This window comes from Ruegeria jejuensis (genome assembly GCF_041537905.1).
Lineage (GTDB): Bacteria > Pseudomonadota > Alphaproteobacteria > Rhodobacterales > Rhodobacteraceae > Ruegeria_C.
Window position 1 is genome coordinate 62,619 of record NZ_JBGRUO010000008.1, and the last position, 23,495, is coordinate 86,113.

Below are 23,495 nucleotides of genomic sequence, written 5' to 3' on the forward strand. Positions count from 1 at the left end.
GCCTTAGCCGGGCTCACGCCTATCGGCAGTAGTTGCCGCTCCGGTGACGGGCCGTGTCCATGTGGAAATGATCCTGATGGTAGCGGTCGGCATTGGGTCCCAGCACAGTGCTAAACGGGCCGCAAGCCGCGCGCCAGGCGCGCAGTAGGGCTTTGCGCGACTGGCCTTGACGCCAGCCGCCCGCGACGGTGATGGTGCGGCCGGTATCCAGCGTGAAGCCCGAGATGTCGATCGCCTTGCCCTTGCCGTGTTCCGAGATTTTTGCACCACGTCTGTTGTTGCGGGTCCGGCAGGAGTAATGCGCTGCCACTTCCAAGCGGGCCACCCGCCCCATAGGCTGGAAGGCCGGCTTGACCCCGCGCTGCACCCATCTGTTCAGCGCTTCCGCCGTTTCGCAGGTCATGACCGAGGGGCGGCTCAGCAAGACACCGCCAACAGATTTCACCCGCACCGCGTCCTTCGCGCCGCAGCCGCGCAGCTTACCGGGAACGTTGCCGACTTTTTCGCCCTGAATGTCGACATCACCGCAGACCGAGGTCTTGCGCAGCTTGCGTTTCTTGAAAAAGATATTTTGTTCCAGCCCCTTCGGACGCACTGTGGGGCGCAGCGAAACATCGGGTCCGGGGGTTATCGATTCCAGGATACGCGCGGTTGCCTGGATCGCCTGCTCGGAGGCCGGGCGCGCGACCGGGCGGAGGCGGGTTGTGGTGGCCACAAAGGCTGCGGAGGTCACCTCAACGGTTTCGACGGGGCGCATCTGTGGGCGAGGAGAGGTGTCGGGACTGAGGGCCTGGGCCATGTCGCTGCAGACCAGTGATGCGGCCATCGCCGCCAGGCACCATCTCCACCCTGTCATGTCTTGGCCTTCCCTCGTCCGAAATCGGGGGCATCGGTATCCTGCCCCGCTTCGATAATGCCGCGTCTGATAGCACGTGTATGGGTGAAATAGTCAAATAACATGTCGCCATCGCCGGTGCGGATGGCGCGTTGCAGCGCAAAGAGCTCTTCGGTGAAACGGCCGAGAATCTCCAGCGTCGCTTCTTTGTTGGTCAGGAACACATCGCGCCACATGGTCGGGTCACTGGCCGCGATCCGGGTGAAGTCCCGGAAGCCCGCGGCGGAATATTTTATGACCTCGCTATCGGTCACCCGGCGCAGATCGTCGGCCACGCCCACCATCGTATAGGCAATCAGGTGCGGCGCGTGGCTGGTCACCGCCAGCACCAGATCGTGACGCTCAACCTCCATCTCTTCGACGTTGGAGCCCAGGCCTTCCCAAAACGCGCGCAGATTTGCCACCGCTTGGGCATCGCTGCCTTCGACGGGGACCAGCAGGCACCAGCGGTTGTCGAATAGTTCCGCAAAGCCGGACTCGGGCCCCGAATGCTCGGTCCCCGCCAGCGGGTGGGCGGGGACGAAATGCACGCCCTCGGGGATATGCGGCGAGACCGCCTCGACCACGCTGCGCTTGACCGAGCCAACATCTGACACCGTCGTGCCGGGTTTCAGCACCGGGGCGATCTCGGCGGCTACCGCGCCCATGGCGCCCACCGGAACGCAGAGCACCGCCAGATCAGCACCCTCCACAGCCTCGGCCGCGCTGTCGCAAACCCGGTCGCAGAGCCCGATGCGGCGTGCGGTGTCGCGGGTTTCTTGCGAACGGGCATAGCCGGTGACTTCACCGGCAAGGCCGCCGCGCTTGATGGCCCAAAACATTGAGGAAGCGATCAGGCCCAGACCGATCAGGGCCACGCGATCATAAATCTGGCTCATGCCCGACCTGCCTTGAAGCCGCGCACGGCCTCGGCGATCCGGCGACAGGCGGCCTCATCCCCCACGGTGATACGCAGCGCATGAGGCAGGCCATAGCCCGCCACCTTGCGCACGATCAGACCCTGAGATTGCAGGTAGGTGTCGCAGGCGTCCGCCTCGGGCTGATCCGAGAAACGCGCCAGAATGAAATTAGTGCAGGAGGTGTCAGATGGCACGCCCGCCTCGGCCAGCTCCCCGGCAAGCCAGGCGCGCAGGCGCGTGTTTTCGGCGCGGCAATGCTTGACATAGTCACGATCGCGCACCGCTGCCTCTGCCGCGACCAAGGCGGTAGAAGACAGGTTGAAGGGCTGGCGGATACGGTTCAGCACATCGATGATCTCTTGCGGGGCATAGCCCCAGCCGACGCGCATGCCGCCCAAACCATAGATCTTGGAGAAGGTGCGGGTCATGATCACGTTATCGCGCGATGCAACTAACGCCGCGCCGCCATCGAAGCCCTCGACAAATTCCGCATAAGCCCCGTCCAGCACCAGGATCGCCTGTGGCGGCAAGCCATCGGCCAGCCGCGCAATCTCGCCCTCGGCCAGCATGGTCGAGGTTGGATTGCCGGGATTGGTGAGGAACACCACCTTGGTGCGCTCCGAACAGGCGGCGAGGATGGCATCCACATCGACCTTGCGCTCGCTCTCATCCACCTGCACAGGGGTGGCCCCAACCATGCGGGCCAGGATCGGGTACATGGAAAAGCCATGGCGCGTATAGATCACGTCATCACCGGGACCGGCATAGGCGTGCACCACAAATTGCAACACCTCGTCCGAGCCGACGCCGCAGATGATCTGGTCGGGGTTCAGCCCATGCACCTCACCGATTGCCGCCCGCAGCGGTGCGTGATCGGTCGTGGGGTAGCGATGCAGCAAGGCGGCGCTATCGCGTACCGCTTCGATCGCCTTGGGACTCGGCCCATGGGGGTTTTCGTTGGAACTCAGCTTGATGACATTGGCCACGCCGTCCACATGCGCAGCCCCACCCTGATAGAGGGCGATGTCCATTATTCCGGGCTGCGGTGTGAGTTTATTCATGTCAGGCTCCTTGATGGACCCCTAATAACGGCCTCACACCGCAGAGGAAAGCGGCAAGATCAGGCCGCTTTCTTCATCGTCTTTGCCTTGCGCGCGAACTCGGCCTTGATCATGTTCTGCATCTTCTTGCGCAGCTCCGCATCCTTGCGCATCGCGTCATTGGCAAGCTTCTGCATCTGGCCCGCATTCTGCGACCCGTCCGAGGAATTCACCGCATCGACAGCGGCCTTTTCAATCGCCTTGCCGGTCAGGCTTTCGGCCACCTTGATATAGATCTCGCCCGCATGTTTGCTGGCCAGCGTATCGAACGTGTCGGCGCCATAGAGCTTGACCAGATCACCGCGCATGGATTCCATGACCTTGGGCGCCATGGTCTTGCGCAGAAACGCCTCACCCGCGCCGGGCAGCTTCTTGGTGAAGCCTTCCAGCGCCTTGGCCGAGGCATGGGACATGATGCCCGCCGTCAGCGTCTTGGCGACCGCTTCCTTGACTTCCTTGAGGGTGGGCGCGCGGCCCTTTTCGATCATCGGTTTCATCAGGCCGATGGTTTCCTTCAAGGCATTGGTGACCAGTGCCTCGCCCGCCTTTGAGGTCAGGAAGCGTTTGAAAAACGCCTCCGCCGCCTTTTTCGAGAGATTGCCGGTAAGCTTTGGCAGCACCGCAGCGGCCAGCTTGGCCGCCAAGCCCTTGGACAGCGCATCGCCCAGCTTGCCGCCCGCAGCGCCTGCAAGACCGGCGATGAAACTGTCGATGAACACTTTCTTGGCCGCCCCGTCCCAGGTCACCTTGTTGCCGGCGAGATACTCGCCAAACTGTCCGGCCCCCGATTTCAGCGCCTCGGTGCTGGCGGCGGCAACCGCATTGGCCTTGGCTGGCGTCATGCCCTTGGTAACCACCAAGCGCGCCGTCATATAGGCCTCGACTGCCGCAAAAGAGGTATCGCGCACAACTTCCAGCCCACTCAGCATAGAGCCGGCAGTACTGATGCGCGCCTGGATGAACTTCTTGTAGGATTTGACCGCCTTGTTATAGACCTTGGTCGCCTTCTGGTCCTGCTTGTAGACCTTGTTCCAGTCAGGGCTGGATTTGCCCGCCAGCGTTTTCAGAAAGGATGCCTCGGAGCGCGCATTCAGAATATCGGTCCAGGGCGGATCGGTCGTGTCGTTGACGGTGCTCACGGCGAATTCGACCAGCGCATTCATCAGCCCGTCCTGCGCCTGCCGGGTCTTTTCGATGTCGTTGCAGATATCGACCCAGACCTCGGCCTCGGAGTGCATCTTGTTGGCTTTGGACAGGACCTCTTTCTGCAGCGCTTTGACCCCGGCCTCGTATTCCTTCTTGGTGACCAGTTTCTTCTTGCCGCCCTCATAAACCTCGTACACCTCGACCTTGGCATCCGCCGAGACCTGCGCGGCCAGTTTCGGCAGGCCCGCATTCCAGGTCCGCATGCCGGGATCGACGATGCCGTCGGGCTTCTTGAAGCCCAGCTTTTTCTTCTGGAAATCGCGGATCGTCTTGATCAGCCCGGCATCGCATTTGCCGTTGACCTCAATCGCATACCCGTTGGCCTTCAACATCAGGCGGACCAGTTCAACGTCACCGGGTTTGTTCTGTACCGGCTTGAATTTGGCGTTCTTCTTCTTGGGATCGGGTTTGGTAATACGGGATTTTTCGCCAACAGGGGCGGTGATTTTCAAGGCCATGCCTCAGCTCCAAATGCAAAAATCAAATATGGACATAATCTGGCAAAGAGCGGAGGCGATGACTGTGAGCCTGTTCACATTGGAAGGGGGTCAGGCGGCCTTGAACCGTGCTGTCGTTGCGTCAACTTGGTAATGTGGCGCAAGCTCTGTGGTCCGGTGCGACAGATCGTTCACCGCATCAATGATGAATTGCACCGTCTCTTCGCCCATCAGGTAGGAGAAATTCAGGCGCACCCAGCCCGGCTTGCTCAGCTCATGACCTGCTGCAAGCTCGTCATGCAGGGTCTGCGAGGCCTTGCGGTCGATCCCAAGCAGGCGATGCGCGTAAGGCCCGGCGCAGGCGCAGCCGCCGCGGGCCTGGATGCCGTAGACATCGCTCAGCATCCGGGTGAAGAGCTGCTGATGCACTGGCGCACCGGCATCATCGCGCACCAGAAAGGAAAAGATCGGCAGGCGATGTTCGGCATCACTGCCCAGCAGGGTCAGGTTGGGATTGTCGCGCCAGCCCGTCAGGGCCATTTGGTTATAGCGCGCTTCGCGCTCCGCAATGGTTTCGGCGCCCACCACATCCTTGATGATAACGGCCAGCGCGGCGCGGATATCGCCGATCACATTGGGCGTTCCGGCCTCTTCGCGGGCGGCCAGATCATCACTGTAGTCATGCCGCCAGGGTGAGACAAAGGACACTGTCCCGCCGCCGGGCCAGCTTGGGCAGGTCTGCTGCACCGCAGCCTTGTTGACCACCAGCACGCCAGACGCACCCGGTCCGCCGGGGAACTTATGCGGTGAGATCACCACCGCATCCTTCTGCGCATCGCTTCCCGCACGCATGTCGATAGGCAGATAGGGGCCGCCCCCGGCATAATCCCAGACCACCCGCGCGCCATGTCGGCGCAACAGGCGCGTGACCGGGTCGGGATCGGTGAGAATGCCGGTCACGTTTGAGGCAGCCGAGAAGCTGCCGATCATCAGATCGGCGTCGCGATGCGCGCGCAGCGCGGCCTCCAGCGCGACCAGATCAACGCCGCCACCTTGCGCTTCGGGGATCTCGATGACCTCGGCCTTGCTCTCGCGCCAGGGCAGGATGTTGGAGTGGTGCTCGTAAGGCCCGATGAACACAACCGGGCGATCCGCCTCGTTCACGCCCATCAGGCTGACCAGCCGGTTCAGACCTGCAGTCGCGCCCGATCCGGTGAAGATCACCGTATCTTCTTTACCCGCATTCACCGCCCGCGCGATCTCGGCCCGCGCGGCGCCGCGCAGCCGGGTCATGTAGGCGCCGCAATAAGACGCCTCGGTATGGCTGTTCGCATAATAGGGCAGCACTTGCGTGGCGATGAACTCCTCAACCTGCCGCATGGCGCGACCGGAGGCCACGTAATCGGCATAGACCAGTGGCACATCCCCAAAGAGTCCTGGAATCATGACCCCTTCGCCGATCAGCCCGTCCTGCAGGGTTCCGGCGTGAGCGGCGGCGTCTATGGTTTTGCGAAACTGGTTGAGCGGCATGGGTCAAACTCCTGTTACGCAACCAATGTGACCCTTCTGACTTAGAAAAACTTCACAATTATCTGTATATTTTCACAAATGTATGTGTCATATGATCGTATTTAATGGGCAAAATAGATCATATTGACCTCAAGCTTCTGCGCGAGTGGCAGTTGGATGCCAGCCTGTCACAACGCGATCTGGCAGAGAAGGTAGGGCTGTCGCAAAACGCCTGCTGGCGACGGTTGAAGGCCTTGACCGAGGCAGGGGTTCTGCAAGGCTCCCGCGCCCGCATCGCGCGGGAGAAGCTGGGACTGACGCTGGTTGTCTTTGTGATGCTGCGCACCCGGCATCATTCGGCGGAGTGGCTGCAGGCCTTTCGCCGCCATGTGCTGACCATCCCCGAAGTGGTCGATTTCCACCGGATCGGTGGTGACTATGACTACCAGCTCAAGGTGGTGACCCAAGACATGACAAGCTATGACAAGGTCTATCAGCGGCTGATCGAAAAGGTGGAACTGGACAGCGTCACCTCCTATTTCGCGATGGAGGCGATTGCCGAAGGGCGACCGCTGCCGCTTTGATCCGATTTGGGTATAGGTCCTGCCATGCTGATCTTCTTTGCCATTCTGATGCTGATCGCGGCGGCGCTGGGCTATCGCTATTGGTCGAAAAAACAGGCACGCCACAAGCTGCTGGAAACACCGCTTTCCGTGGCGCAGCGCAGAACCATCGAAGATCTGGTTCCGATTGTGCGCAGGATGCCGCCGGAGCTGCGCGCGGGGCTGGATGGCAAGGTGAACCTGTTTCTGGATCAGGTAGATTTCATTGGCTGCGACGGTCTGGAGGTGACGGAGGATATGCGGCTCTCGATTGCAGCGCAGGCCTGTCTGCTCGTTGTGAATAGCGAGCTATGGTACGAGAACCTGACAACCGTGCTGATCTACCCGAATGCCTTCAAATCGCGCCAGCGTCGACATTCCGGTTATGTCGTGACCGAACAGGAGGTCGTGCGCACCGGGGAAAGCTGGGATCGCGGTCCGGTGATCCTGTCCTGGGCACATAGCCGACAGGGTGGCCTGAATGATCACGACGGGCACAACGTCGTCTTTCACGAATTTGCGCATCAGATCGATGATCTGTCGGGACGCACCAATGGCGTGCCCATCCTGAGCGAAGGGCAGAGCTTTGCTGAATGGGAGCGCGTGTTCCTGACCGCTTATGAGACCCATCTGCGTGCCGTGGAAACCGGGCACAGGACGGTGATCGACCCCTATGGCGCGGAAGGGCACGAGGAGTTCTTTGCGGTTTCGGTCGAGGTGTTCTTTGAGCGGCCGCAGGCCTTAAAGAACGACGTGCCAGAGGTTTACGAGCAGCTGTCAAAGCTGTTCCGGCTGGACCCGGTTGCGTGGTCCTAGGCGGTCTTTCTCACTCAGGCACGTAATCCGACAGGCGTTTGCCCGGCTCATCCACGAACAGTTCGGGCAGGGGCGTCATCTCTTCGATCAGGTCGACCCGGAACACGCGGAAGTCATCGCGGGTCTCGCACCAGGCGGTCAGGGTCCAGACCCGGCCCCAATACTCCATATGCAGCGGCCGGATCTTGCGATGGGTCAGCGTGCCGTCGATGCGTCGATAGGTCAGGTCGAGCTTCTGGCGGGATTTGATCGCCGCCCTGAGCGGGGCCATATGGGCAAATCCGCGCGCGGCGTCGGCAAAGGGGTAGACCGCAAATTTCCACGTATCAGCTTCCGAGATCACCTCGGTCGGCAGCACCGCGTCGATCTTGTCGGCCAGTGACTCCGCCGCCGCCCGCAGGTCGGGATCGGCGGCCTCGGCGACGATGGCCATGCCAAGATTCAGCGCCTCAAGCTCTTCGGCGGTCAGGGTCAGCGGCGGCAGGGTGATCGCCTCGCGCACCATATAGCCCACGCCGCGTTCCCCCTCGATCGGGATTCCGCTTGCGGCCAGCGTGTCCATGTCGCGATAGATCGTGCGGACTGACACTTCCAGCCGCTCCGCAATGTCCTGCGCGCGGTGCAGTTTGCCGTCGCGCAGGATCTGGATGATGTCGAACAGGCGGTCAGTGCGGCGCACGGCCCGCGCCTGTTCGGGATGGGGCCGTCATGCGGCCATGTCCCAATGGATATGTTCGTGCCGCATCTTCACAGTCTCGGGGTTGATCGCCGCCATCAGCTTTGGCGCAAACGCCTGATCGGCAAATGTCTTGGCCACGCGCTGCGCCGTGTCCATATCGCGCCAGACCACGTAATCGGTCCAACTGCCATCCTCGCCCTGGCTTAGTTGACGATGCAGAAAGCCAGGGTTGGAGCGCACGAACGCCTCGGTGGCCTGACTGAGTTTCACGAATGCGTCGGGGGAAACGCCTTCGGCCAGATGAAAAGTGACGATTTCGGCGACATGGGTCATGTTTAGTTCTCCTGTAAGTGTTGACACTGCGCCGGTGCTAGCACCCCACAACTGACATAAACCTGTCAGTTGGATCAAGGCCAGCACAAAAAATGCCATGTGGCGGATCAATTCGGTGGGATTCGCACCCGCCAGCGCTTTCGCCTGTATGGCCTGCTGCGCTAGACCGGGCGCAGATCAAGGGGAGTGGCGCGTCTGCGCCTCAGACTAGGAGAATAGACATGCTCAACAATATCGGCCTTCCGGGCATCCTGCTTATCGCCGTTGTGGTGCTGGTCCTGTTCGGGCGCGGCAAGATCAGCTCGCTCATGGGCGAAGTGGGCAAGGGCATCACCTCGTTCAAAAAGGGCATCAATGAAGGCGCCAAGGAGTTGGAAGAGGACGCGGCAGAGGCGGCCAAGGACGTCACACCCGAGACCGACAAAGACAAGGCGTAACCGCAGATGTTCGACCTGGGCTGGACCGAGCTGCTGGTCATCGGCATCGTGGCTCTGATCGTTGTGGGGCCAAAGGACCTGCCGGTGCTGTTCCGCAATGTGGGCCGTTGGGTCGGCAAGGCGCGCGGCATGGCGCGCGAGTTCAGCACCGCGATGCATGAGGCCGCGGATGAGGCCGGGGTGAACGACATCTCGAAGGGGCTCAAGGCCGCGACCAACCCGGTGAACACCGCGATGGACAGCGTCAAGAAGGCCTCCAAGGACCTCACCGACAGTATGGACCCGAGCAAGTTCGACCCCGACAGCGCGACCGGCAAGCTGGCCGCCGAACGCGCCGAACAGGCCAAGAAAATCCAGGCCTCCGCCGCGCGCAAGGCCGCCGAACGCAAGGCGCGCGAGGCCGAAGAGGCGCTGGCCAAGGCCGAAGAAGCCGAAGCGGCGCTTAATCCCGAGACCAAATCATGAGCAATACCGACGAGATCGACGATTCCGCGGCGCCGCTGATCGAACATCTGGCAGAGTTGCGCACGCGGCTCATTCACTGCGTGGTGGCGTTTCTGATCGGCATGATCATCTGCTTCACCGTGGCGACGCCGATCTTCAACTTTCTCACCGCGCCGCTGTGTCAGGTGCTCAATGAGCGCGGGCAGGATTGCGGGCTGATCTTCATTTCGCCGCAGGAAGGTTTCTTTGTCGCCATCAAGGTTTCGCTGCTGGGCGGGTTCATGCTGGCCTTTCCCTATATCGGGATGCAGATGTGGCGGTTTGTGGCACCGGGGCTCTACAAATCCGAGAAGGGCGCGTTCCTGCCCTTCATGCTGGCCTCGCCGTTCATGTTTCTGCTGGGGGCCTCATTTGCCTTTTATGTCGTCACGCCATTGGCTTACGACTTCTTCCTCGGGTTCCAGCAATTCGGCGCCGAGGGGGAGGCGCTGCCAAGCGATGCCGCCGCCCCGCTGAGCGTGGTGTTTCAAGGATCGGCGCAGGAATACCTGAACCTGACCATCAAGTTCATTGTGGCCTTTGGCCTGTGTTTCCAGCTTCCCGTACTACTGACGCTCATGGGCAAGGCCGGGCTGGTCAGCGCCGAGGGGCTGGGTGCCGTCCGCAAATACGCGGTGGTGGGGATTCTGGTGCTGGCGGCCCTTGTCACGCCGCCCGATGTCATCACCCAGGTGATCCTGTTTGTGGTTGTCTACGGGCTCTACGAAGTATCGATCTTCCTCGTCGCCCGCGTCGAGAAAAAGCGCGAAGAACAATTGCGCGCCGAGGGCTATTACGACGATGAAGAAGAGATGGACGCTCATCCCGACGATCCGATGCAGCCCGAGGGCGGCAAGAGCAAGTAAACCGGAGACCGGTTGATATCGAAAGGCGCGCCAGGGATGGCGCGCTTCGTTTCCACCGACTGCCATGTGCCTGTCGTGGCCAATCACCAGAAGGCAGTTCAAAACTGAACTTTGGAGATGCGGTGTGAAGATCTACGGCTACGAAAATGGTGATGATTCCGGCAAGCTTCTAGACCTCTCTGAAGTGAGTATTTGCTTCGAAAGCTCAGAAGAAGCGGAGCGATTTGCCGATTTCGCTGTTCGGTGCGCAAACAACATGAAGGCGATGGGCAATGGCTATGATCATGAGCACCTGATAGATTTCGACGAGAAGCAATTTCCATCGAGCAAGCCAGACATAGTAATTGCTCGTTTGTCAGAGGCGAATAGGTAGCGTCGCCTTGCAGGCAGGCGCGCGCTGCCTCTTGCTGCCCTCGGCGGAACATGCTTTGAAAACCGGCGAGTACAGACGGAGACCCCCGATGGACCAGACCGCATTGACCCGCATCGCCGAGGCGCTGGAGCGTATGTCGCCCGCGCCACTTGCCGCACCCGATTTTGCCAGTGCCACGGCCTTTGTCTGGCATGTGGCCCCGGAACGGCTGGAACCGGTGGCGGAGGTCAACCGGGTTGAACTTGAGCTGCTTCTGGGCATCAACCGATCCCGCGATACGCTGGCCGACAACACCCGCCGCTTTGCCGAAGGGTTCAAGGCCAACAATGCCCTTCTCTGGGGGGCGCGTGGGATGGGGAAATCCAGCCTTGTCAAGGCAGTGCACGGATCACTTCAACAGGATTTCCCGACCCTGAAGTTGATCGAGCTACAGCGCGAGGATCTGCCCTCGGTCGGGCGGCTATTGAACCATCTGCGCAGCGCGCCTTACCGGTTCATTCTGTTCTGCGATGACCTGTCCTTCAGCCATGACGATCAGCATTACAAAAGCCTTAAGGCGGTGCTGGATGGCGGGATCGAGGGGCGACCGGAAAACGTGGTCTTTTATGCCACCTCAAACCGCCGCCACCTGATGCCGCGCGACATGATCGAGAATGAGCGCTCCAGCGCCATCAACCCCTCAGAGGCGGTCGAGGAGAAGGTGTCGCTCAGCGACCGCTTTGGCCTCTGGCTCGGCTTCCACCCCTGCACGCAGGATGAATATCTGGCGATGATCGACAGCTATTGCGCCGCCTATGGCGTCACGACCGAGCCGGAAACCCTGCGCGCCGAGGCGATCGAATGGCAGGCCACGCGCGGCGCGCGATCTGGTCGCGTGGCGTGGCAGTTCTTTGTCGATCTGGCGGGCCGTCAGGGCGTGCGGCTGAGCGGCGGTTAAAGCGCGGCCAGCAGCCGTTCGGCCTCATCTACGGGGCTGGCCAGTGCCGACCTGTCCTCGCCCGGAAAGAACCTTGCCCGCAGCGCTGTGCTCATGGGGTTCGGGGTCAGGATCTGTACCTTGGGGCCGGTCCGTTCGCTCTCGGCCACCCAGCTTTGCACCAGCGCCATTTGCGCCGCCTTGGTCGCACCGTAGCTGCCAAAGAATTTCTCTCCGGCGCGGGGATCGTCAAAGAACAAAGCTTGACCGGCCTCACCCAACAACGGCGCCACATAAGAGATCAGCAGCGCGGTGGCGTTGGCATTCACCGCCAGCGACTTGTCCCAATCCTTGCCCTCGACAAAGATTGCGGGCGTCAGCGGGGCGGCATGGATCGCGGTATGCAGCCACAGGTCCAGATGGCCCCAGCGGTCGTGAATGCCGCGGCAGAGCGTGCCCATCGCGTCCTTGTTGGTGATGTCCATCGGCGCCAGCGTTGCCGCGCCGCCCTTGGCCTGAATGCGATCATCCAGATCCTCAAGCGCGCCGGTTGTGCGACCCACGGCAATTATGTGATACTCGGGCGCAAGCGCCTCGGCCATAGCAAAGCCAAGACCGCGGGAGGCACCGGTGACGAGGGCGGTTTTCCTGATTTCACTCATGGGCCGCTGATTTCATCCTTTTCGCTGCGTTTCAAGCCGGGTTGCTTGACATTTTGCAGCTGCAGCAAAATTATGCGCCCAAATCTGAAGGAGAAACAAATGACTCGCGAAACTGTTCTAGGCAAAGCCGTCATCGGCTCTGAAGCTCTGGGTTGGAAGGCTGCGATGGTGCTGGGCGGTTCGCTGTTCATTGCGGTCGCCGCGCAAATCAGCGTGCCGATGTGGCCCGTTCCGATCACAATGCAGATGCTGGCGATCCTTGTTGTCGGCCTGACCTATGGCTCGCGCCTGGGCGCAGTGACGCTGCTGGCCTATCTCGGCGAAGGCGCGATGGGGCTGCCGGTCTTTGCGGGTGGTGCGTCCACTGCAGCATTGTTTGGCCCGACCGCAGGCTTCCTTTTGGGGTTTGTGATGGTGGCCTGGCTGGCCGGTCTGGCGGCAGAGCGTGGTCTGGCCAAAGGCGTCGTCAGCACTGCGATTGTCGGCATCGTTGTCTCGGCGTTGCTCTACGTTCCGGGCGTGGCCTGGCCGATGGCTGTGGCCGGTCTGTTTGGCATCGAGGGCAGCTGGGTCGGCTCGACCGCTGATTCGATCTGGACCTATTGGGTCAGCCCCTTCCTGCTGGGCGATGCGATCAAAGCCGTGATCGCTGCGCTGGTGGTCACCGGCGGCTGGTCGCTGCTGAAGGCGCGCAAGGGCTGATACCCTTGCCAATGCGAACAAAAGGGCGCCTCGGGCGCCCTTTTTTGTTGCCCGTATCGCGATCCTGTACTCAGACTCCTCAGGAGAGGACCGTAAGGAGGGCGAGATGCGCGCGATGATCTTCGATGGCAAGAACCCGCAGCTTAGCCTGTCGGATATCCCGATCCCCGAGCCGGGCGCGGGGCAGGTTCTGATCCGGGTCGAGGCCTGCGGCGTCTGCCGCACCGATCTGCACGTGGTCGATGGTGATCTGACCTCGCCGGCGCTGCCGCTGGTGCCTGGTCATGAGATCGTCGGACGGGTCGCGGCGCTGGGGCAGGGCGTTGAGGCTCTCAGGCAAGGACAACGGGTCGGCGTACCGTGGCTGGGCCATACCTGCGGGCATTGCGCCTATTGCGGATCGGGACAGGAAAACCTGTGCGATACGCCCGGTTTCACCGGGTACACGATCAATGGCGGCTATGCCGAGTATTGCGTGGCGGATGCCCGTTTCGTCTTTGCCTTGCCGGAGGAAGCGGATGCGGTTGATCTCGCGCCGCTGCTCTGTGCCGGGCTGATCGGGTATCGCAGCCTCCGGCTTGCCGGGCCTGTTGAACGGCTGGGGCTTTACGGCTTTGGGGCCGCGGCCCATATCCTGTGTCAGATCGCCCGCCATCAGGGGATTTCGGTCTATGCCTTCACTCGCGATGGCGATGATGCGGCGCAGGACTTCGCCCGCGCGCTGGGGGCGGTCTGGGCCGGCTCGTCCTTGCAACCTCCGCCCGAGGAACTGGACGCCGCGATCATCTTTGCCCCCGTAGGCGCGCTGGTGCCACTGGCGCTGAAAGCGGTCCGAAAAGGGGGCCGCGTTGTCTGCGGCGGCATCCATATGAGCGACATCCCGGCTTTCCCCTATGCCGATTTGTGGGAAGAGCGCAGCATCCTCTCGGTCGCCAACCTGACCCGCGCGGATGGCGAGGCGTTCTTTCCGCTGGCCGAAGCGGCAGGGGTCAGGACGGAAACCATCCGCTATCCGCTGGAGCAGGCCAATACCGCGCTCAATGATCTCAGGGCAGGGCGTTTGCAGGGCGCGGCGGTGCTGACACTGTCAGGCTGATGGCTGGGCAGCCTCGTGCAGGCGGCGTAGTGCGCCTTCGCACATGCCGTATTCCAGCCATTGGCAGCTTTCACAGATCACGCCCAGGTCGCCGGGTTTTACCTGCGCGCGGATGCGCGCCTTGGCGGCCCCCCAGCTCAGCCGGTCACCCGCGCTCAGCTTCAGCGCGGCGGCATGTCGTGCGTCCAGCGTCTCGATCTTTTCCTGACTCTCGCATAATGCGCCGCGCCGATGCGGGCAGGGAGCACAGATCGAGTCGGTCTGCGCGGTCACCTCGATCTCAACCGCGTCGCCATCCTTGCCGCGCAGCCGGTCCTGCACGATACGGTCCATGTTGCGGGTGAACGCTTCGCTATAGCCTTTGCCCTGATAGCCCAGAGCGCAGAGAAAGTGATGGGGTCGGAAGCGGAGCCGGTTGGTGTCGGGATCGGACATGGTTACTGTAGCAGGGGTATCCGTTGGGCTTGGCCGTTTTTCTGGACAATCAGCCCGTCCGCGTCAATGGCCGCAACGCGACCGCCGCTCAGACGTGCGCCCGGTTTGATCGTTTTGACCCGGCCACCCGGCATACGCACCAGCGCCTGCATCGCATTTTGGGGGCCATAGACACCCAACAGCGACATCACGTTTTTCTTTAGCGCGCCACGCTGAGTGGCCGCCTTGTTCACAGCATTGCTCGGCATTCTGGAATTTACCGGTGTGTACCGGCCCCACCTTTGACAGACGCGCCGCGATAGCAGCAGGGTGGGGCGTTGGAAAGAACGACGGGACGTCACAGGGCAGGGCGGGCGGAGTCCCGCCGCTGCGTTGCGGCATTTACTCGGCGGCGGGTTTGAGTTCGAACCCCTGCGCCAGCATGTCAGCGGGCTGAACCGGGTATTCACCCGAGAAGCAGGCATCGCAATATTGCGGGCATTCCTTGTCGCGGCCCTTGGCCTCGCCCACGGCGCGGTAGAGACCATCAAGCGAGATGAATTTCAGGCTATCCACCGCCAGATGCTCGCACATCTCGTCTTCGGTCATGGTGGCGGCCAGCAGCTTGTCGCGCTGCGGCGTGTCGACGCCATAGAAACAGGGCCACGCGGTTGGCGGGCTGGCGATGCGGAAATGCACCTCTTTTGCGCCCGCATCCAGAATCATTTCCTTGATCTTGCGGCTGGTTGTGCCGCGCACCACCGAATCGTCCACTAGGATGATGCGCTTGCCTTCGATCAGGGCACGGTTGACGTTCAACTTCAGCCGTACGCCCATGTTGCGGATCTGCTCGGTCGGCTCGATGAAGGTCCGGCCCATATACTGGTTGCGGATGATGCCCATCGCGTAGGGAATGCCGGATTGCAGCGAATAGCCGATGGCCGCCGGGGTGCCGCTATCGGGAACCGGGCAGACCAGATCAGCCTCGACCGGGCTTTCCTTGGCCAGTTCGCGGCCAATCGCTTCGCGGGTCTCATAGACCGAACGCCCGCCCAGAATCGAATCGGGGCGCGAGAAATAGACATGCTCGAAGATGCAGAATTTCGACGGTTGCGGGCGGAAGGGGAAATGGCTCTCGACCCCTTTTTCAGCCGTGATGACCACCATCTCGCCCGGTTCGATCTCGCGCAGGAACTCGGCCCCGATAATGTCGAGCGCGCAGGTTTCCGAGGCCAGACACCAGCCGTCGCCGACCTTGCCCAGAACCAGCGGGCGCACGCCCAGCGGATCACGCACGCCGATCAGCTTGGTGCGGGTCATCGCCACGACCGAGAACGCCCCCTCGACCCGACGCAGCGCATCTTCCATGCGTTCGGGGATGTTGCGTTGCAGGGAGCGCGCCATCAGATGGATGATGCATTCGCTGTCAGACGAGCTTTGGAAGATCGAGCCGCGCTCGATCAGCTCGCGGCGCAGGGCGTTGGCATTGGTGATGTTGCCGTTGTGGGCAATCGCCGCGCCGCCCATCGAGAACTCGCCAAAAAACGGCTGCACATCGCGGATGGCGGTCTGACCCTTGGTGCCCGCAGTGGAATAGCGCACATGGCCGATGGCCAGCGGACCGGGCAGGGTCTCCATGATCTTCTGCGAGGTGAAATTGTCGCGGACATAGCCGAAGCGGCGGGCGTTGTTGAAGCCCTGTTCCGGGTCATGGGCGACGATCCCGCCAGCCTCCTGTCCCCGGTGCTGCAGCGCGTGCAGGCCCAGGGCTACGAAATTTGCGGCATCCTTGACGCCGACGGCACCAAATATTCCGCATTCTTCGTGCAGCTTGTCGTCGTCGAATGGGTGGGCGGGGGGCATCTGCTTGCTTGGCAAGGCGGGCAGCTCCGAATCCGTTTCAGGTTCTGCCCTCCACATAATGCCTTAACCGCGCGCTGTCACGAAAGGATCACATTAGTTTTGCGCTTCCCATACGTGAGTTTGTCCTGCGCGCGCCGGATCGTACAACCAGTCGTTGTCATTCAGTGGCGCATTGCCGGATATCTGGTGCCGTGCCTGAACTGCGTGTCAGGCTCCAACGGCAGGTCTGGACCGTCAGGCCGGGCAGGTTGGGCACCTGATCAGAGGCCCAGACACTGTCTATGGTGACGCTGAAATCCGACATGTCGGTCGCGCTGGGAAAGAAGCGGCCAAGTTCCTTCGAGGGGAAGCTGCCACCGCAGGCTTCGAAATAGCCGCTGAGCAGGTTGTTGTCCTGCGATAGGGACACCTTCCCGGAATAGAGCGAATATTCCGCATCCGGACTTTCCAGCTTATCGGAATAGGTCACCTGCATGGTAAAGTTCGCACCCTCCTGCACAATCCCGGCTATCATCGGGCGCGCCCAGCTTGAGGGGACGCCAGCCGTCGTGCTGTCGCAGGCGTAAAGCCCGGAGTAGCTGCCGGTGAGGGAGAATTCTTCGGCCAGACCGGGGCTGGTCGCGGCCAGTGCTGCAAGCAGCGCGGCGGTTGCGGAGATCGTTTTGCGCGTCATGTGACCCCCTGCGTTCAAACGGATGACAGGGCAATCCTAGCTCTGCGGCGGCGCCGCGTCCACGAAGCCGGGAAACAGAAAACCCGGCGCGCTGGGGCAGGCCGGGTTTTGCGTGATCTCGGAATGTCCGGCTTACTGCGCGCAGGTACCGACCAGATCCTCATATTGCTGGGTGATCCAGCCAAGCGCGGCTTCGGGGTCCTGCGCCTCGATCTGCTGGGTCAGGCGCTCGAAGACCAGCGCCGAGCGGCTTTCATCAACAACGGTGAAATTCTCGCCCGTCATCACCGTGTCGTAGACAAAGAAGGCAATGGCGACCAGTAGGATGCCGCGCAGCACGCCAAAGAGAAACCCGATCCCCTGATCCAACCCCCCAAGCGCCGAGCGTTGGACCAGCGATGAAAACAGCGGTGTAATAAAGCTGACGATGATCAGCGCCACCGCAAACACGGCGGCGAAGGCCGTAATGATCGACAATTCGCAATTCTCGCCCAGAATGTCGCGCAGGACCGGAACCTCGCGCACCAGCGGCGTGGTCGTGGGGGCGAAGATAAAGGCCAGCACAGCGGCCGCGACCCAGCCCGCGATGGCCATAACCTCGCGGACGAAACCGCGGGCATAGGCCAAGAGCGCCGACAAGACGATGACAAGGGCCACGACCCCGTCGATAATGGTGAAACCTTCCATGGCGCGCGCCTGCTCTTTCGTTTCCTGCCCGTTCGCGGGCGACCTTAACCTGCTCCGAAGGTTTCGCCAACAAACCCTGCCAGATCAGAGGGTCGGGTGAGTTGCAGACCGGCAACGGTGCCCGTCTTGCCACCAGCCGGAGCAATCGCGGCGGTGAAACCAAGTTTTTGCGCCTCTTTCAACCTGTTTTCTGTCTGTGCCGCGGGTCTGAGCGCGCCCGAGAGGGAAATCTCGCCAAAAACCACCGTATCGGCGGGCAGGGCGGCGTCTTCGCGTGCACTCAGTAACGCTGCGGCAACTGCCAGATCGGCGGCGGGTTCGCTGATCTTCATGCCGCCCGCCACGTTCAGATAGACGTCGAGACCGGCAAAGGGGATGCCGCAGCGCGCTTCGAGCACAGCGAGAATCATCGCCAGCCTGCCGCCATCCCAACCCACAACGGTGCGGCGGGGCTGGCTGTGGGGCGAGGGGGCAACCAGCGCCTGCAACTCGACCAATACGGGCCGCGTGCCTTCGATGCCTGCAAAAACCACCGAACCGGGGCTGGTCTCGCCCCGTTCGCTCAGGAAGAGGGCGGAGGGGTTGGTGACCTCGCTTAACCCCGCGCCGGTCATCTCGAAGACACCGATCTCATCTGCCGCGCCAAACCGGTTCTTGACCGCGCGCAGGATGCGGAACTGATGGCCGCGCTCGCCCTCGAAATAGAGCACGGTATCGACCATATGCTCGACCACGCGGGGGCCTGCGATCTGACCCTCTTTGGTCACATGCCCGACCATGACAATCGACACGCCATGGCGCTTGGCGAAGGTGGTCAGCTCATGTGCTGCCGCGCGGACCTGACTGACCGAGCCCGGCGCGCTGTCCACATTGTCGGCCCACATGGTCTGGATCGAATCGATCACCGCCAGCTGCGGCTTTTCGGCCTCCAGCGTGGTCAGGATGTCGCGCAGATTGGTCTCGGCGGCCAGTTTCACCGGTGCTTCGGTCAGACCCAGCCGCTGCGCCCGCATCCGCACCTGCGCCGAGGCTTCCTCACCCGAGACATAGATCGTTTTCAGCCCCGAGCGCGCGAATTGCGCGGCAGCCTGCAAAAGCAGGGTGGATTTGCCGATGCCCGGATCGCCGCCCACCAGAATGGCCGAGGCGGGCACCAGCCCACCGCCCAGCACCCTGTCCAACTCGCCCATTCCGCACAATGTGCGCGGCGGTGGCGCTTCTTCGGTGCTGAGATCGCTCAACTGCACGGGCGAACCACGCCGGTTGCCGAGCGATTTCGAAGGGGGCCCCGCAGACAGGCCCGCATCCTGCGAGATAGAATTCCACTCGCCGCAGCCTTCGCAGCGCCCCGACCATTTGGAAAAGCTCGCACCGCAGGCCGAGCAGGAAAACGTCTTCTTTGCCATAAAGGCGTTTCTGCCCGAGCCACCGCCGGGTCACAACCGCCAATCCGCGCCTATTCCGCTGCACGCCCCGGCTGTAGCGGCAGGATATTTGCCCGCCCGCCCTCATCACTGCCACGCTGCACCGCAAGTTCCGGCAACAGCTCGAACATCTCGTCGCGGATACGATCGAGCTGCGATCGCGCCACAGATTCCTCGATCTCGATCTCGTGGTGCCACTGCCGCATCTCCTGCAGGACGATCTTGGCATCACCCAGCCGCTTGTTGAACCGCTCCAGTTCTTCCTGGCGCTGCTGCAGGAAGCCCTTGGCGCGGGTGACCTTGTCGTCGGAATAGACGCGGGCCAGTTCGCGGCTGATCTGGCTCATCTGCGCGGCCAGTTCCAGAACGTCCGGCTCCAGATCCTCCAGGTCGGGATGTTCGCGCATGAAGGCCAGCCGTTCCTTTACAGCATCAAATTCAGAGGACAGGGTGAAATAGCCCTCGCGGTCCGCCGAATGAGCGGCGTGATAGGCGTTGGCCACATCGTTCATGTTGATGGCAAAGTTGCGATGCGAGCGCTCCAGCGCCATGATCCGCGCGTTGGCGGGCAAGTAGAAAGCCAGCATCAGGATCAGACAGGTCAGCGCGATCTGGGCAATCGGACCGGCCAGCGGCGACACCGTATCGCCAATCCCTGCCGACAGCGACAACCAGGGCAGCACGCCCATTGCCGATAGAAGGGTCAATCCGACGCTCAGAACCGCCCCGGCACAGATAACGAAAATCGTCAGACGCGTCAGCAGCTCCTGACTTTGGAATAACATTGAACGCAACGCCAACATGGCAAAAACTCTCCACCCTCATCAATCCCTGATGAACCGGCGGAAAAGCGCTCAACTATATTCCCAGCACCGACCGCATGGTTCACCCATGCACAATAGCTCTGGCCTCAATATCAAAGATGATACACAGATATTGGTTTTCAAGCAATTACACGCTGTGGTGACCGCGCTTGAGCGTGTTCTCGGTGAGATATCCCAGCAACAGTGAGGCCAGAATGCAGGCGGTGAACAGGTAGAGCCCCCAGGCCGTTTCGATGGTTCCGACACCTATGGACTTGACAACGGTTATGTAGATCGCGGCCAGGAAAATATCGCCCATCGCCAGCTTTCCAAGGATATGCAAGCTGGGCAAAAGGCGGCGGTCCAGCAGGTCCCATTGCACCAGCACGAGGCCGAGTGTCTTGAGATAGGGTGCAAAGATCGCAAGGAAGGTGACCAGCAGGGCGAGGAACACATCCGAGCCCCACAGCGCCTGCAACCCGGTGATCACGCTGATCTCGCTGAGCCCGAAGATCGGCAACAACCCCGCCCGCATCAGAGGTGCGAACCACGCGATGGGGTACAGGATCAGCAGGGAGAGGGTGAGGAAGCGGAGCATCTAACTTACGGAGTTACTATTGTGTGTACGCTTGCAGCAGCATGACTCCAGGAATCACGAGAGCCATTCCCACCGTCCACACATCGAAAACCAGCATCGGCCACCGATCAAAAATAGGTCCTGCTATTGGTAGGCGAAAACGCACAAAGTCTAACAATGGATAGGGCAGCCCTTGTTCCTTCTTCAAGTTTTTTCGCACAAGAAACCCAAGACAAGCAGGTGCTATTGCTCCTATTGCAGCAAGATGTGGAGTTTTAAGCACCGCAGCCAATAGGACCAAACCTAGGCCGACAAAAAGCCAGAAACCTCTTGCCAACACCGGCACTATTACGTCCTCTTTGAAGCCAGCCCGTTGGTGTTGTTCGCCCCAATGAACGTAGAAGGGAGGAAACCCAGTGGCCAATTGCAAGTTGAGGATTAAGTAGGCAAACGCTCCGAAAAATAGGGGAAAGGCGAGCATCATTAACGCACCGCCTCAATCGGCCCCTCTGCGCTGCCGGTTATGAACTGCTCCAGATAGGGATCGCCCGAGGCGTCCATCTGGCTCACCGGGCCGGTCCACTGAATCACCCCGTCATGCAGCATGGCCACGTTGTCGGCGATGGCGCGGACAGAGGACATGTCGTGGGTGATGGTCATGGCGGTGGCCCCCATCTCGACCACGATTTCGCGGATCAGGTCGTTGATGACGCCGGACATGATCGGGTCGAGGCCGGTGGTCGGCTCGTCGAAAAAGATGATCTCGGGTTCGGCGGCGATGGCGCGGGCGAGGCCGACGCGTTTTTGCATCCCGCCCGACAGTTCCGCGGGGAAGCGGTCGGCCACATTGGATTTCAGACCGACGCGGCGCAACTTCTCGATGGCGATCCCGCGGGCTTCCTCGACGGGGCGTTTCAGCGAGCCGCGCAGCAGGCGGAAGGCGACGTTCTGCCAGACGGGCAGCGAGTCAAATAGCGCGCCGCCCTGAAACAGCATCCCGAAGCGCGCTAGAAACTTGTCGCGGTCGCCTTTTGAGGCGTCCTTGCCATCGACCATGATGCGGCCCGCATCGGGCTTGATCAGCCCCAGAATGCATTTCAGCCCCACCGATTTGCCGGTGCCCGACCCGCCGATGATCACCATCGAGGTGCCCTTGGGAATCTCGAGATTCATGCCGCGCAGCACGTGGTTGTCATCAAAGGACTTCTGAACATTCTCCATCAGGATCATAGCGAGAAGAACACCCCCGTGAGCACAAAGTTGGCGGCCAGGATCAGGATCGCCGCCGACTCGACCGAGCTTTTGGTGGCCCGACCCACACCCTGCGCGCCGCGGCCCGAATTCATGCCGTAGTAGCAACCCATCACCGCCGCGATGCCGCCGAATGCCGCGCCTTTGACGAGGGAGGAGACAATGTCCCGCATCTCCAAAAAGTCAACGGTATTGCGCAGATAGGCGGCGGGGTTAAAGCCCAGATTTTGCACCGCGACGGTATAGCCACCGGCGATCCCGATGATGTCGCCGATCCCGACCAGAACCGGCACGGTGATCAGCGCCGCCAGCACGCGGGGTGCGACAAGGTATTTCATCGGATTGGTCGACAGCGTCACCAGCGCATCGATCTGCTCGGTCACCTTCATCGTCGCAATCTCGGCCGCGATGGAGGAGGTGACGCGCGCGGCGATCATCAGACCCACCAGAACCGGGCCGAGCTCGCGCACCATGCCGATGGCGACGATCTGCGGCACTACGGCCTCGGCATTGAAGCGCGCACCACCGGCGTAGATCTGCAGCGCCAGTGCGCCGCCGGTGAAGATCGCGGTCAGGCCCACCACGGGCAGCGACAACCATCCGATATTGAGCAGCGAGATCATCAATTCGCGCGGGTAATAGGGCGGGCGGAAGATATGGCTGATGGCGCGGGCCGCAAAAAGCGACACGGCTCCGAACATGCTCAGCAATTCGAGCGTGATGCGCCCGAGCCAGCCCAAGGGCGCCAGAAGGTTCATGTAATGTAGCTCCGGCGGTATCTGTTGCCCAGCGAGGTCAGGATTTCATAGCCGATTGTCCCGGCGGCTTCGGCCAGATCATCCACCGTCTGCAACCGGTTCAGAATCTGCAGGTTTTCGGGCGTTTTTTCCAGATCGGTGATGTCGACGGTGATCAGGTCCATCGACACACGGCCCACAACGGGGCAGGTCTGGGTGCCGTGGAACAGGTCGATGCCGGAGCCAAGCGCACGATGCAGCCCGTCCGCATAACCGGCCGAGACTGTGGCGATGCGGGATTTGCGCGGCGCGGTCCAGGCATTGCCATAGCCCACGGTCTCGCCTTCTTCGACTGTGCGCACCTGAATCACCGGCAGATCAAGCGTGACCACAGCCTTGGCCTCGTCAAACGGCTCGCCCCCAAAGAGCCCGACACCGGGGCGGCAGAGGTCGAAATGATAGTCCGGCCCAAGCAGCAGGCCACCGGTGGCGGCCAGCGAGCGTGGAACCTGAAGATCGCCCGTTACCTCTTTGAAAACATGCAACTGTTGAGCACTCATCGCATGGTGCGGATCGTCGGCGCAGGCCAGATGAGACATGATCAGCGTGGGGTGCTGGCGCAGGGCTACATCCCTGAGCGCGGCCCATTCATGGGGCTCGATCCCCAGACGGTTCATGCCGGTATCGAGTTGGATGCCAAACGGGTGACCGCCAAGCTCGCGGGCATGGCGCAGCATTTGTTCGACCGAATTGATCATCGGCACCAGCTTGTTGTCGCGCAACAATGCCGCGTCGCCCTGCATATGGCCCGAAAAGACCGAGATGACCGGCCCGTCACCCACGGCCTTACGCACGGCAGCGCCTTCTTCGGCCACGGCCACGAAGAATTGACGCGCGCCCGCCTCGGCCAGCGCCTTGGCGGCCCGGCCCGCGCCCAGCCCGTAACCGTCCGCCTTGACCACCGCGCCGGTCTCGCTGCTGTTCCTAGCGTCCAGCGCTTTCCAGTTATCGGCCAGCGCGGTCAGGTCGATTGTCAGATGTGATGTGCTCATGGG

General features: G+C 61.7%; 29 protein-coding genes. 9 read left to right on the forward strand and 20 right to left on the reverse strand.

Translation table 11 applies throughout. The features are described from left to right. Positions 1-19 precede the first annotated feature (19 nt). The 5 genes from AB1E34_RS11275 to AB1E34_RS11295 form a co-directional block, all read right to left on the reverse strand. Positions 20-856: an extensin-like domain-containing protein gene (locus tag AB1E34_RS11275; protein ID WP_372572445.1), complete on the reverse strand. Its 837-nt coding sequence runs from the start codon at positions 854-856 to the stop codon at positions 20-22. Further along, positions 853-1,773 (reverse strand): prephenate/arogenate dehydrogenase family protein, encoded by a 921-nt coding sequence (locus AB1E34_RS11280; protein WP_372572446.1) that lies wholly within the window; start codon positions 1,771-1,773, stop codon positions 853-855. Before AB1E34_RS11280 ends, AB1E34_RS11275 begins: the two co-directional genes overlap by 4 nt. After that, the gene (hisC, locus tag AB1E34_RS11285) at positions 1,770-2,855 is read right to left on the reverse strand and encodes a histidinol-phosphate transaminase (protein WP_372572447.1); all 1,086 of its coding nucleotides are present in this window, start codon (positions 2,853-2,855) and stop codon (positions 1,770-1,772) included. The genes AB1E34_RS11280 and hisC overlap by 4 nt, the downstream gene beginning before the upstream one ends. A gap of 59 nt (positions 2,856-2,914) precedes the next feature. Then, complete coding sequence (locus AB1E34_RS11290) at positions 2,915-4,558, reverse strand: peptidoglycan-binding domain-containing protein (protein WP_372572448.1); 1,644 nt, start codon at positions 4,556-4,558, stop codon at positions 2,915-2,917. A gap of 90 nt (positions 4,559-4,648) precedes the next feature. After that, positions 4,649-6,067, reverse strand: coding sequence for an aminotransferase class V-fold PLP-dependent enzyme (locus AB1E34_RS11295; RefSeq protein ID WP_372572449.1), 1,419 nt, complete (start codon positions 6,065-6,067; stop codon positions 4,649-4,651). Positions 6,068-6,171: 104 nt separating this feature from the next. On the opposite strand from AB1E34_RS11295, the gene AB1E34_RS11300 reads away from it, so the two are divergent. Next, positions 6,172-6,630 (forward strand): Lrp/AsnC family transcriptional regulator, encoded by a 459-nt coding sequence (locus AB1E34_RS11300; protein ID WP_372572450.1) that lies wholly within the window; start codon positions 6,172-6,174, stop codon positions 6,628-6,630. A gap of 24 nt (positions 6,631-6,654) precedes the next feature. Continuing rightward, on the forward strand, positions 6,655-7,464 hold the full coding sequence (locus AB1E34_RS11305) for a M90 family metallopeptidase (RefSeq protein WP_372572451.1): 810 nt from the start codon (positions 6,655-6,657) through the stop codon (positions 7,462-7,464). A 10-nt stretch (positions 7,465-7,474) separates the two neighbouring features. Here AB1E34_RS11305 and AB1E34_RS11310 read toward each other — a convergent pair whose 3' ends face one another. Then, complete coding sequence (locus AB1E34_RS11310; protein WP_372572452.1) at positions 7,475-8,143, reverse strand: helix-turn-helix transcriptional regulator; 669 nt, start codon at positions 8,141-8,143, stop codon at positions 7,475-7,477. A 27-nt stretch (positions 8,144-8,170) separates the two neighbouring features. Further along, positions 8,171-8,476 carry a hypothetical protein gene (locus AB1E34_RS11315; RefSeq protein WP_372572453.1) on the reverse strand — a complete coding sequence of 102 codons (306 nt, stop codon included), beginning with the start codon at positions 8,474-8,476 and terminating at the stop codon, positions 8,171-8,173. Positions 8,477-8,697: 221 nt separating this feature from the next. Between AB1E34_RS11315 and AB1E34_RS11320 the strand changes: the two genes are divergently transcribed. The 5 genes from AB1E34_RS11320 to AB1E34_RS11340 all read left to right on the forward strand — a co-directional run bounded on the left by AB1E34_RS11320 (position 8,698) and on the right by AB1E34_RS11340 (position 11,572). After that, positions 8,698-8,913 (forward strand): twin-arginine translocase TatA/TatE family subunit, encoded by a 216-nt coding sequence (locus AB1E34_RS11320; RefSeq protein WP_372572454.1) that lies wholly within the window; start codon positions 8,698-8,700, stop codon positions 8,911-8,913. 6 nt (positions 8,914-8,919) lie between these two features. Next, on the forward strand, positions 8,920-9,378 hold the full coding sequence (gene tatB / locus AB1E34_RS11325) for a Sec-independent protein translocase protein TatB (RefSeq protein ID WP_372572455.1): 459 nt from the start codon (positions 8,920-8,922) through the stop codon (positions 9,376-9,378). Next, the gene (gene tatC / locus AB1E34_RS11330; protein ID WP_372572456.1) at positions 9,375-10,262 is read left to right on the forward strand and encodes a twin-arginine translocase subunit TatC; all 888 of its coding nucleotides are present in this window, start codon (positions 9,375-9,377) and stop codon (positions 10,260-10,262) included. Before tatB ends, tatC begins: the two co-directional genes overlap by 4 nt. A 124-nt stretch (positions 10,263-10,386) precedes the next feature. Further along, entirely contained in the window at positions 10,387-10,635 is a 249-nt protein-coding gene (locus AB1E34_RS11335) for a hypothetical protein (protein ID WP_372572457.1), read from the forward strand. Positions 10,636-10,723: 88 nt separating this feature from the next. Further along, on the forward strand, positions 10,724-11,572 hold the full coding sequence (locus AB1E34_RS11340) for an ATP-binding protein (RefSeq protein WP_372572458.1): 849 nt from the start codon (positions 10,724-10,726) through the stop codon (positions 11,570-11,572). Here AB1E34_RS11340 and AB1E34_RS11345 read toward each other — a convergent pair. Continuing rightward, positions 11,569-12,213: an SDR family NAD(P)-dependent oxidoreductase gene (locus AB1E34_RS11345; RefSeq protein WP_372572459.1), complete on the reverse strand. Its 645-nt coding sequence runs from the start codon at positions 12,211-12,213 to the stop codon at positions 11,569-11,571. The two genes, AB1E34_RS11340 and AB1E34_RS11345, sit on opposite strands and share 4 nt — an antisense overlap. Before the next feature lie 99 nt (positions 12,214-12,312). On the opposite strand from AB1E34_RS11345, the gene AB1E34_RS11350 reads away from it, so the two are divergent. Both AB1E34_RS11350 and AB1E34_RS11355 read left to right on the forward strand, forming a co-directional pair. Continuing rightward, on the forward strand, positions 12,313-12,915 hold the full coding sequence (locus tag AB1E34_RS11350) for a biotin transporter BioY (RefSeq protein ID WP_372572460.1): 603 nt from the start codon (positions 12,313-12,315) through the stop codon (positions 12,913-12,915). Between the two features lie 106 nt (positions 12,916-13,021). Further along, positions 13,022-14,011, forward strand: a complete 990-nt coding sequence (locus AB1E34_RS11355; protein WP_372572461.1) for a zinc-dependent alcohol dehydrogenase family protein — start codon at positions 13,022-13,024, stop codon at positions 14,009-14,011. Here AB1E34_RS11355 and AB1E34_RS11360 read toward each other — a convergent pair. From AB1E34_RS11360 to alr, 12 genes are all read right to left on the reverse strand, one after another. Further along, a complete protein-coding gene (locus AB1E34_RS11360) occupies positions 14,003-14,446 on the reverse strand; it encodes a DUF1284 domain-containing protein (protein ID WP_372572462.1) in 444 nt (147 codons plus the stop codon). The genes AB1E34_RS11355 and AB1E34_RS11360 overlap by 9 nt on opposite strands. A gap of 2 nt (positions 14,447-14,448) precedes the next feature. Then, positions 14,449-14,694 carry a hypothetical protein gene (locus tag AB1E34_RS11365; RefSeq protein ID WP_372572463.1) on the reverse strand — a complete coding sequence of 82 codons (246 nt, stop codon included), beginning with the start codon at positions 14,692-14,694 and terminating at the stop codon, positions 14,449-14,451. A 133-nt stretch (positions 14,695-14,827) separates the two neighbouring features. Continuing rightward, on the reverse strand, positions 14,828-16,288 hold the full coding sequence (gene purF / locus AB1E34_RS11370) for an amidophosphoribosyltransferase (protein WP_372572464.1): 1,461 nt from the start codon (positions 16,286-16,288) through the stop codon (positions 14,828-14,830). 157 nt (positions 16,289-16,445) lie between these two features. Continuing rightward, positions 16,446-16,961: a hypothetical protein gene (locus AB1E34_RS11375; RefSeq protein ID WP_372572465.1), complete on the reverse strand. Its 516-nt coding sequence runs from the start codon at positions 16,959-16,961 to the stop codon at positions 16,446-16,448. 132 nt (positions 16,962-17,093) lie between these two features. Then, positions 17,094-17,648 (reverse strand): CvpA family protein, encoded by a 555-nt coding sequence (locus AB1E34_RS11380; protein ID WP_372572466.1) that lies wholly within the window; start codon positions 17,646-17,648, stop codon positions 17,094-17,096. 44 nt (positions 17,649-17,692) lie between these two features. Beyond that, positions 17,693-19,054, reverse strand: a complete 1,362-nt coding sequence (radA, locus tag AB1E34_RS11385) for a DNA repair protein RadA (RefSeq protein ID WP_372572467.1) — start codon at positions 19,052-19,054, stop codon at positions 17,693-17,695. A 50-nt stretch (positions 19,055-19,104) separates the two neighbouring features. Then, entirely contained in the window at positions 19,105-19,857 is a 753-nt protein-coding gene (locus AB1E34_RS11390) for a DNA repair protein (protein ID WP_372572468.1), read from the reverse strand. 166 nt (positions 19,858-20,023) lie between these two features. Beyond that, positions 20,024-20,473, reverse strand: a complete 450-nt coding sequence (locus AB1E34_RS11395) for a paraquat-inducible protein A (RefSeq protein ID WP_372572469.1) — start codon at positions 20,471-20,473, stop codon at positions 20,024-20,026. 16 nt (positions 20,474-20,489) lie between these two features. After that, positions 20,490-20,936, reverse strand: coding sequence for a hypothetical protein (locus AB1E34_RS11400; protein ID WP_372572470.1), 447 nt, complete (start codon positions 20,934-20,936; stop codon positions 20,490-20,492). Further along, complete coding sequence (locus tag AB1E34_RS11405) at positions 20,936-21,682, reverse strand: ABC transporter ATP-binding protein (protein WP_372572471.1); 747 nt, start codon at positions 21,680-21,682, stop codon at positions 20,936-20,938. The genes AB1E34_RS11400 and AB1E34_RS11405 overlap by 1 nt, the downstream gene beginning before the upstream one ends. After that, complete coding sequence (locus AB1E34_RS11410; RefSeq protein WP_372572472.1) at positions 21,679-22,461, reverse strand: MlaE family ABC transporter permease; 783 nt, start codon at positions 22,459-22,461, stop codon at positions 21,679-21,681. Before AB1E34_RS11410 ends, AB1E34_RS11405 begins: the two co-directional genes overlap by 4 nt. Next, a complete protein-coding gene (gene alr, locus AB1E34_RS11415) occupies positions 22,458-23,492 on the reverse strand; it encodes an alanine racemase (protein WP_372572473.1) in 1,035 nt (344 codons plus the stop codon). The genes AB1E34_RS11410 and alr overlap by 4 nt, the downstream gene beginning before the upstream one ends. Positions 23,493-23,495 lie beyond the last annotated feature (3 nt).

Excerpts from the sequence above, each read along its gene's own strand:
- AB1E34_RS11275 (WP_372572445.1), bottom strand. The coding sequence starts at position 856 with ATGACAGGGTGGAGATGGTGCCTGGCGGCGATGGCCGCATCACTGGTC.
- AB1E34_RS11280 (WP_372572446.1), bottom strand. The coding sequence starts at position 1,773 with ATGAGCCAGATTTATGATCGCGTGGCCCTGATCGGTCTGGGCCTGATC.
- hisC (WP_372572447.1), bottom strand. The coding sequence starts at position 2,855 with ATGAATAAACTCACACCGCAGCCCGGAATAATGGACATCGCCCTCTAT.
- AB1E34_RS11290 (WP_372572448.1), bottom strand. The coding sequence starts at position 4,558 with ATGGCCTTGAAAATCACCGCCCCTGTTGGCGAAAAATCCCGTATTACC.
- AB1E34_RS11295 (WP_372572449.1), bottom strand. The coding sequence starts at position 6,067 with ATGCCGCTCAACCAGTTTCGCAAAACCATAGACGCCGCCGCTCACGCC.
- AB1E34_RS11300 (WP_372572450.1), top strand. The coding sequence starts at position 6,172 with ATGGGCAAAATAGATCATATTGACCTCAAGCTTCTGCGCGAGTGGCAG.
- AB1E34_RS11305 (WP_372572451.1), top strand. The coding sequence starts at position 6,655 with ATGCTGATCTTCTTTGCCATTCTGATGCTGATCGCGGCGGCGCTGGGC.
- AB1E34_RS11315 (WP_372572453.1), bottom strand. The coding sequence starts at position 8,476 with ATGACCCATGTCGCCGAAATCGTCACTTTTCATCTGGCCGAAGGCGTT.
- AB1E34_RS11320 (WP_372572454.1), top strand. The coding sequence starts at position 8,698 with ATGCTCAACAATATCGGCCTTCCGGGCATCCTGCTTATCGCCGTTGTG.
- tatB (WP_372572455.1), top strand. The coding sequence starts at position 8,920 with ATGTTCGACCTGGGCTGGACCGAGCTGCTGGTCATCGGCATCGTGGCT.
- tatC (WP_372572456.1), top strand. The coding sequence starts at position 9,375 with ATGAGCAATACCGACGAGATCGACGATTCCGCGGCGCCGCTGATCGAA.
- AB1E34_RS11340 (WP_372572458.1), top strand. The coding sequence starts at position 10,724 with ATGGACCAGACCGCATTGACCCGCATCGCCGAGGCGCTGGAGCGTATG.
- AB1E34_RS11345 (WP_372572459.1), bottom strand. The coding sequence starts at position 12,213 with ATGAGTGAAATCAGGAAAACCGCCCTCGTCACCGGTGCCTCCCGCGGT.
- AB1E34_RS11350 (WP_372572460.1), top strand. The coding sequence starts at position 12,313 with ATGACTCGCGAAACTGTTCTAGGCAAAGCCGTCATCGGCTCTGAAGCT.
- AB1E34_RS11355 (WP_372572461.1), top strand. The coding sequence starts at position 13,022 with ATGCGCGCGATGATCTTCGATGGCAAGAACCCGCAGCTTAGCCTGTCG.
- AB1E34_RS11360 (WP_372572462.1), bottom strand. The coding sequence starts at position 14,446 with ATGTCCGATCCCGACACCAACCGGCTCCGCTTCCGACCCCATCACTTT.
- AB1E34_RS11365 (WP_372572463.1), bottom strand. The coding sequence starts at position 14,694 with ATGCCGAGCAATGCTGTGAACAAGGCGGCCACTCAGCGTGGCGCGCTA.
- purF (WP_372572464.1), bottom strand. The coding sequence starts at position 16,288 with ATGCCCCCCGCCCACCCATTCGACGACGACAAGCTGCACGAAGAATGC.
- AB1E34_RS11375 (WP_372572465.1), bottom strand. The coding sequence starts at position 16,961 with ATGACGCGCAAAACGATCTCCGCAACCGCCGCGCTGCTTGCAGCACTG.
- AB1E34_RS11380 (WP_372572466.1), bottom strand. The coding sequence starts at position 17,648 with ATGGAAGGTTTCACCATTATCGACGGGGTCGTGGCCCTTGTCATCGTC.
- radA (WP_372572467.1), bottom strand. The coding sequence starts at position 19,054 with ATGGCAAAGAAGACGTTTTCCTGCTCGGCCTGCGGTGCGAGCTTTTCC.
- AB1E34_RS11390 (WP_372572468.1), bottom strand. The coding sequence starts at position 19,857 with ATGTTATTCCAAAGTCAGGAGCTGCTGACGCGTCTGACGATTTTCGTT.
- AB1E34_RS11395 (WP_372572469.1), bottom strand. The coding sequence starts at position 20,473 with ATGCTCCGCTTCCTCACCCTCTCCCTGCTGATCCTGTACCCCATCGCG.
- AB1E34_RS11400 (WP_372572470.1), bottom strand. The coding sequence starts at position 20,936 with ATGATGCTCGCCTTTCCCCTATTTTTCGGAGCGTTTGCCTACTTAATC.
- AB1E34_RS11405 (WP_372572471.1), bottom strand. The coding sequence starts at position 21,682 with ATGATCCTGATGGAGAATGTTCAGAAGTCCTTTGATGACAACCACGTG.
- AB1E34_RS11410 (WP_372572472.1), bottom strand. The coding sequence starts at position 22,461 with ATGAACCTTCTGGCGCCCTTGGGCTGGCTCGGGCGCATCACGCTCGAA.
- alr (WP_372572473.1), bottom strand. The coding sequence starts at position 23,492 with ATGAGCACATCACATCTGACAATCGACCTGACCGCGCTGGCCGATAAC.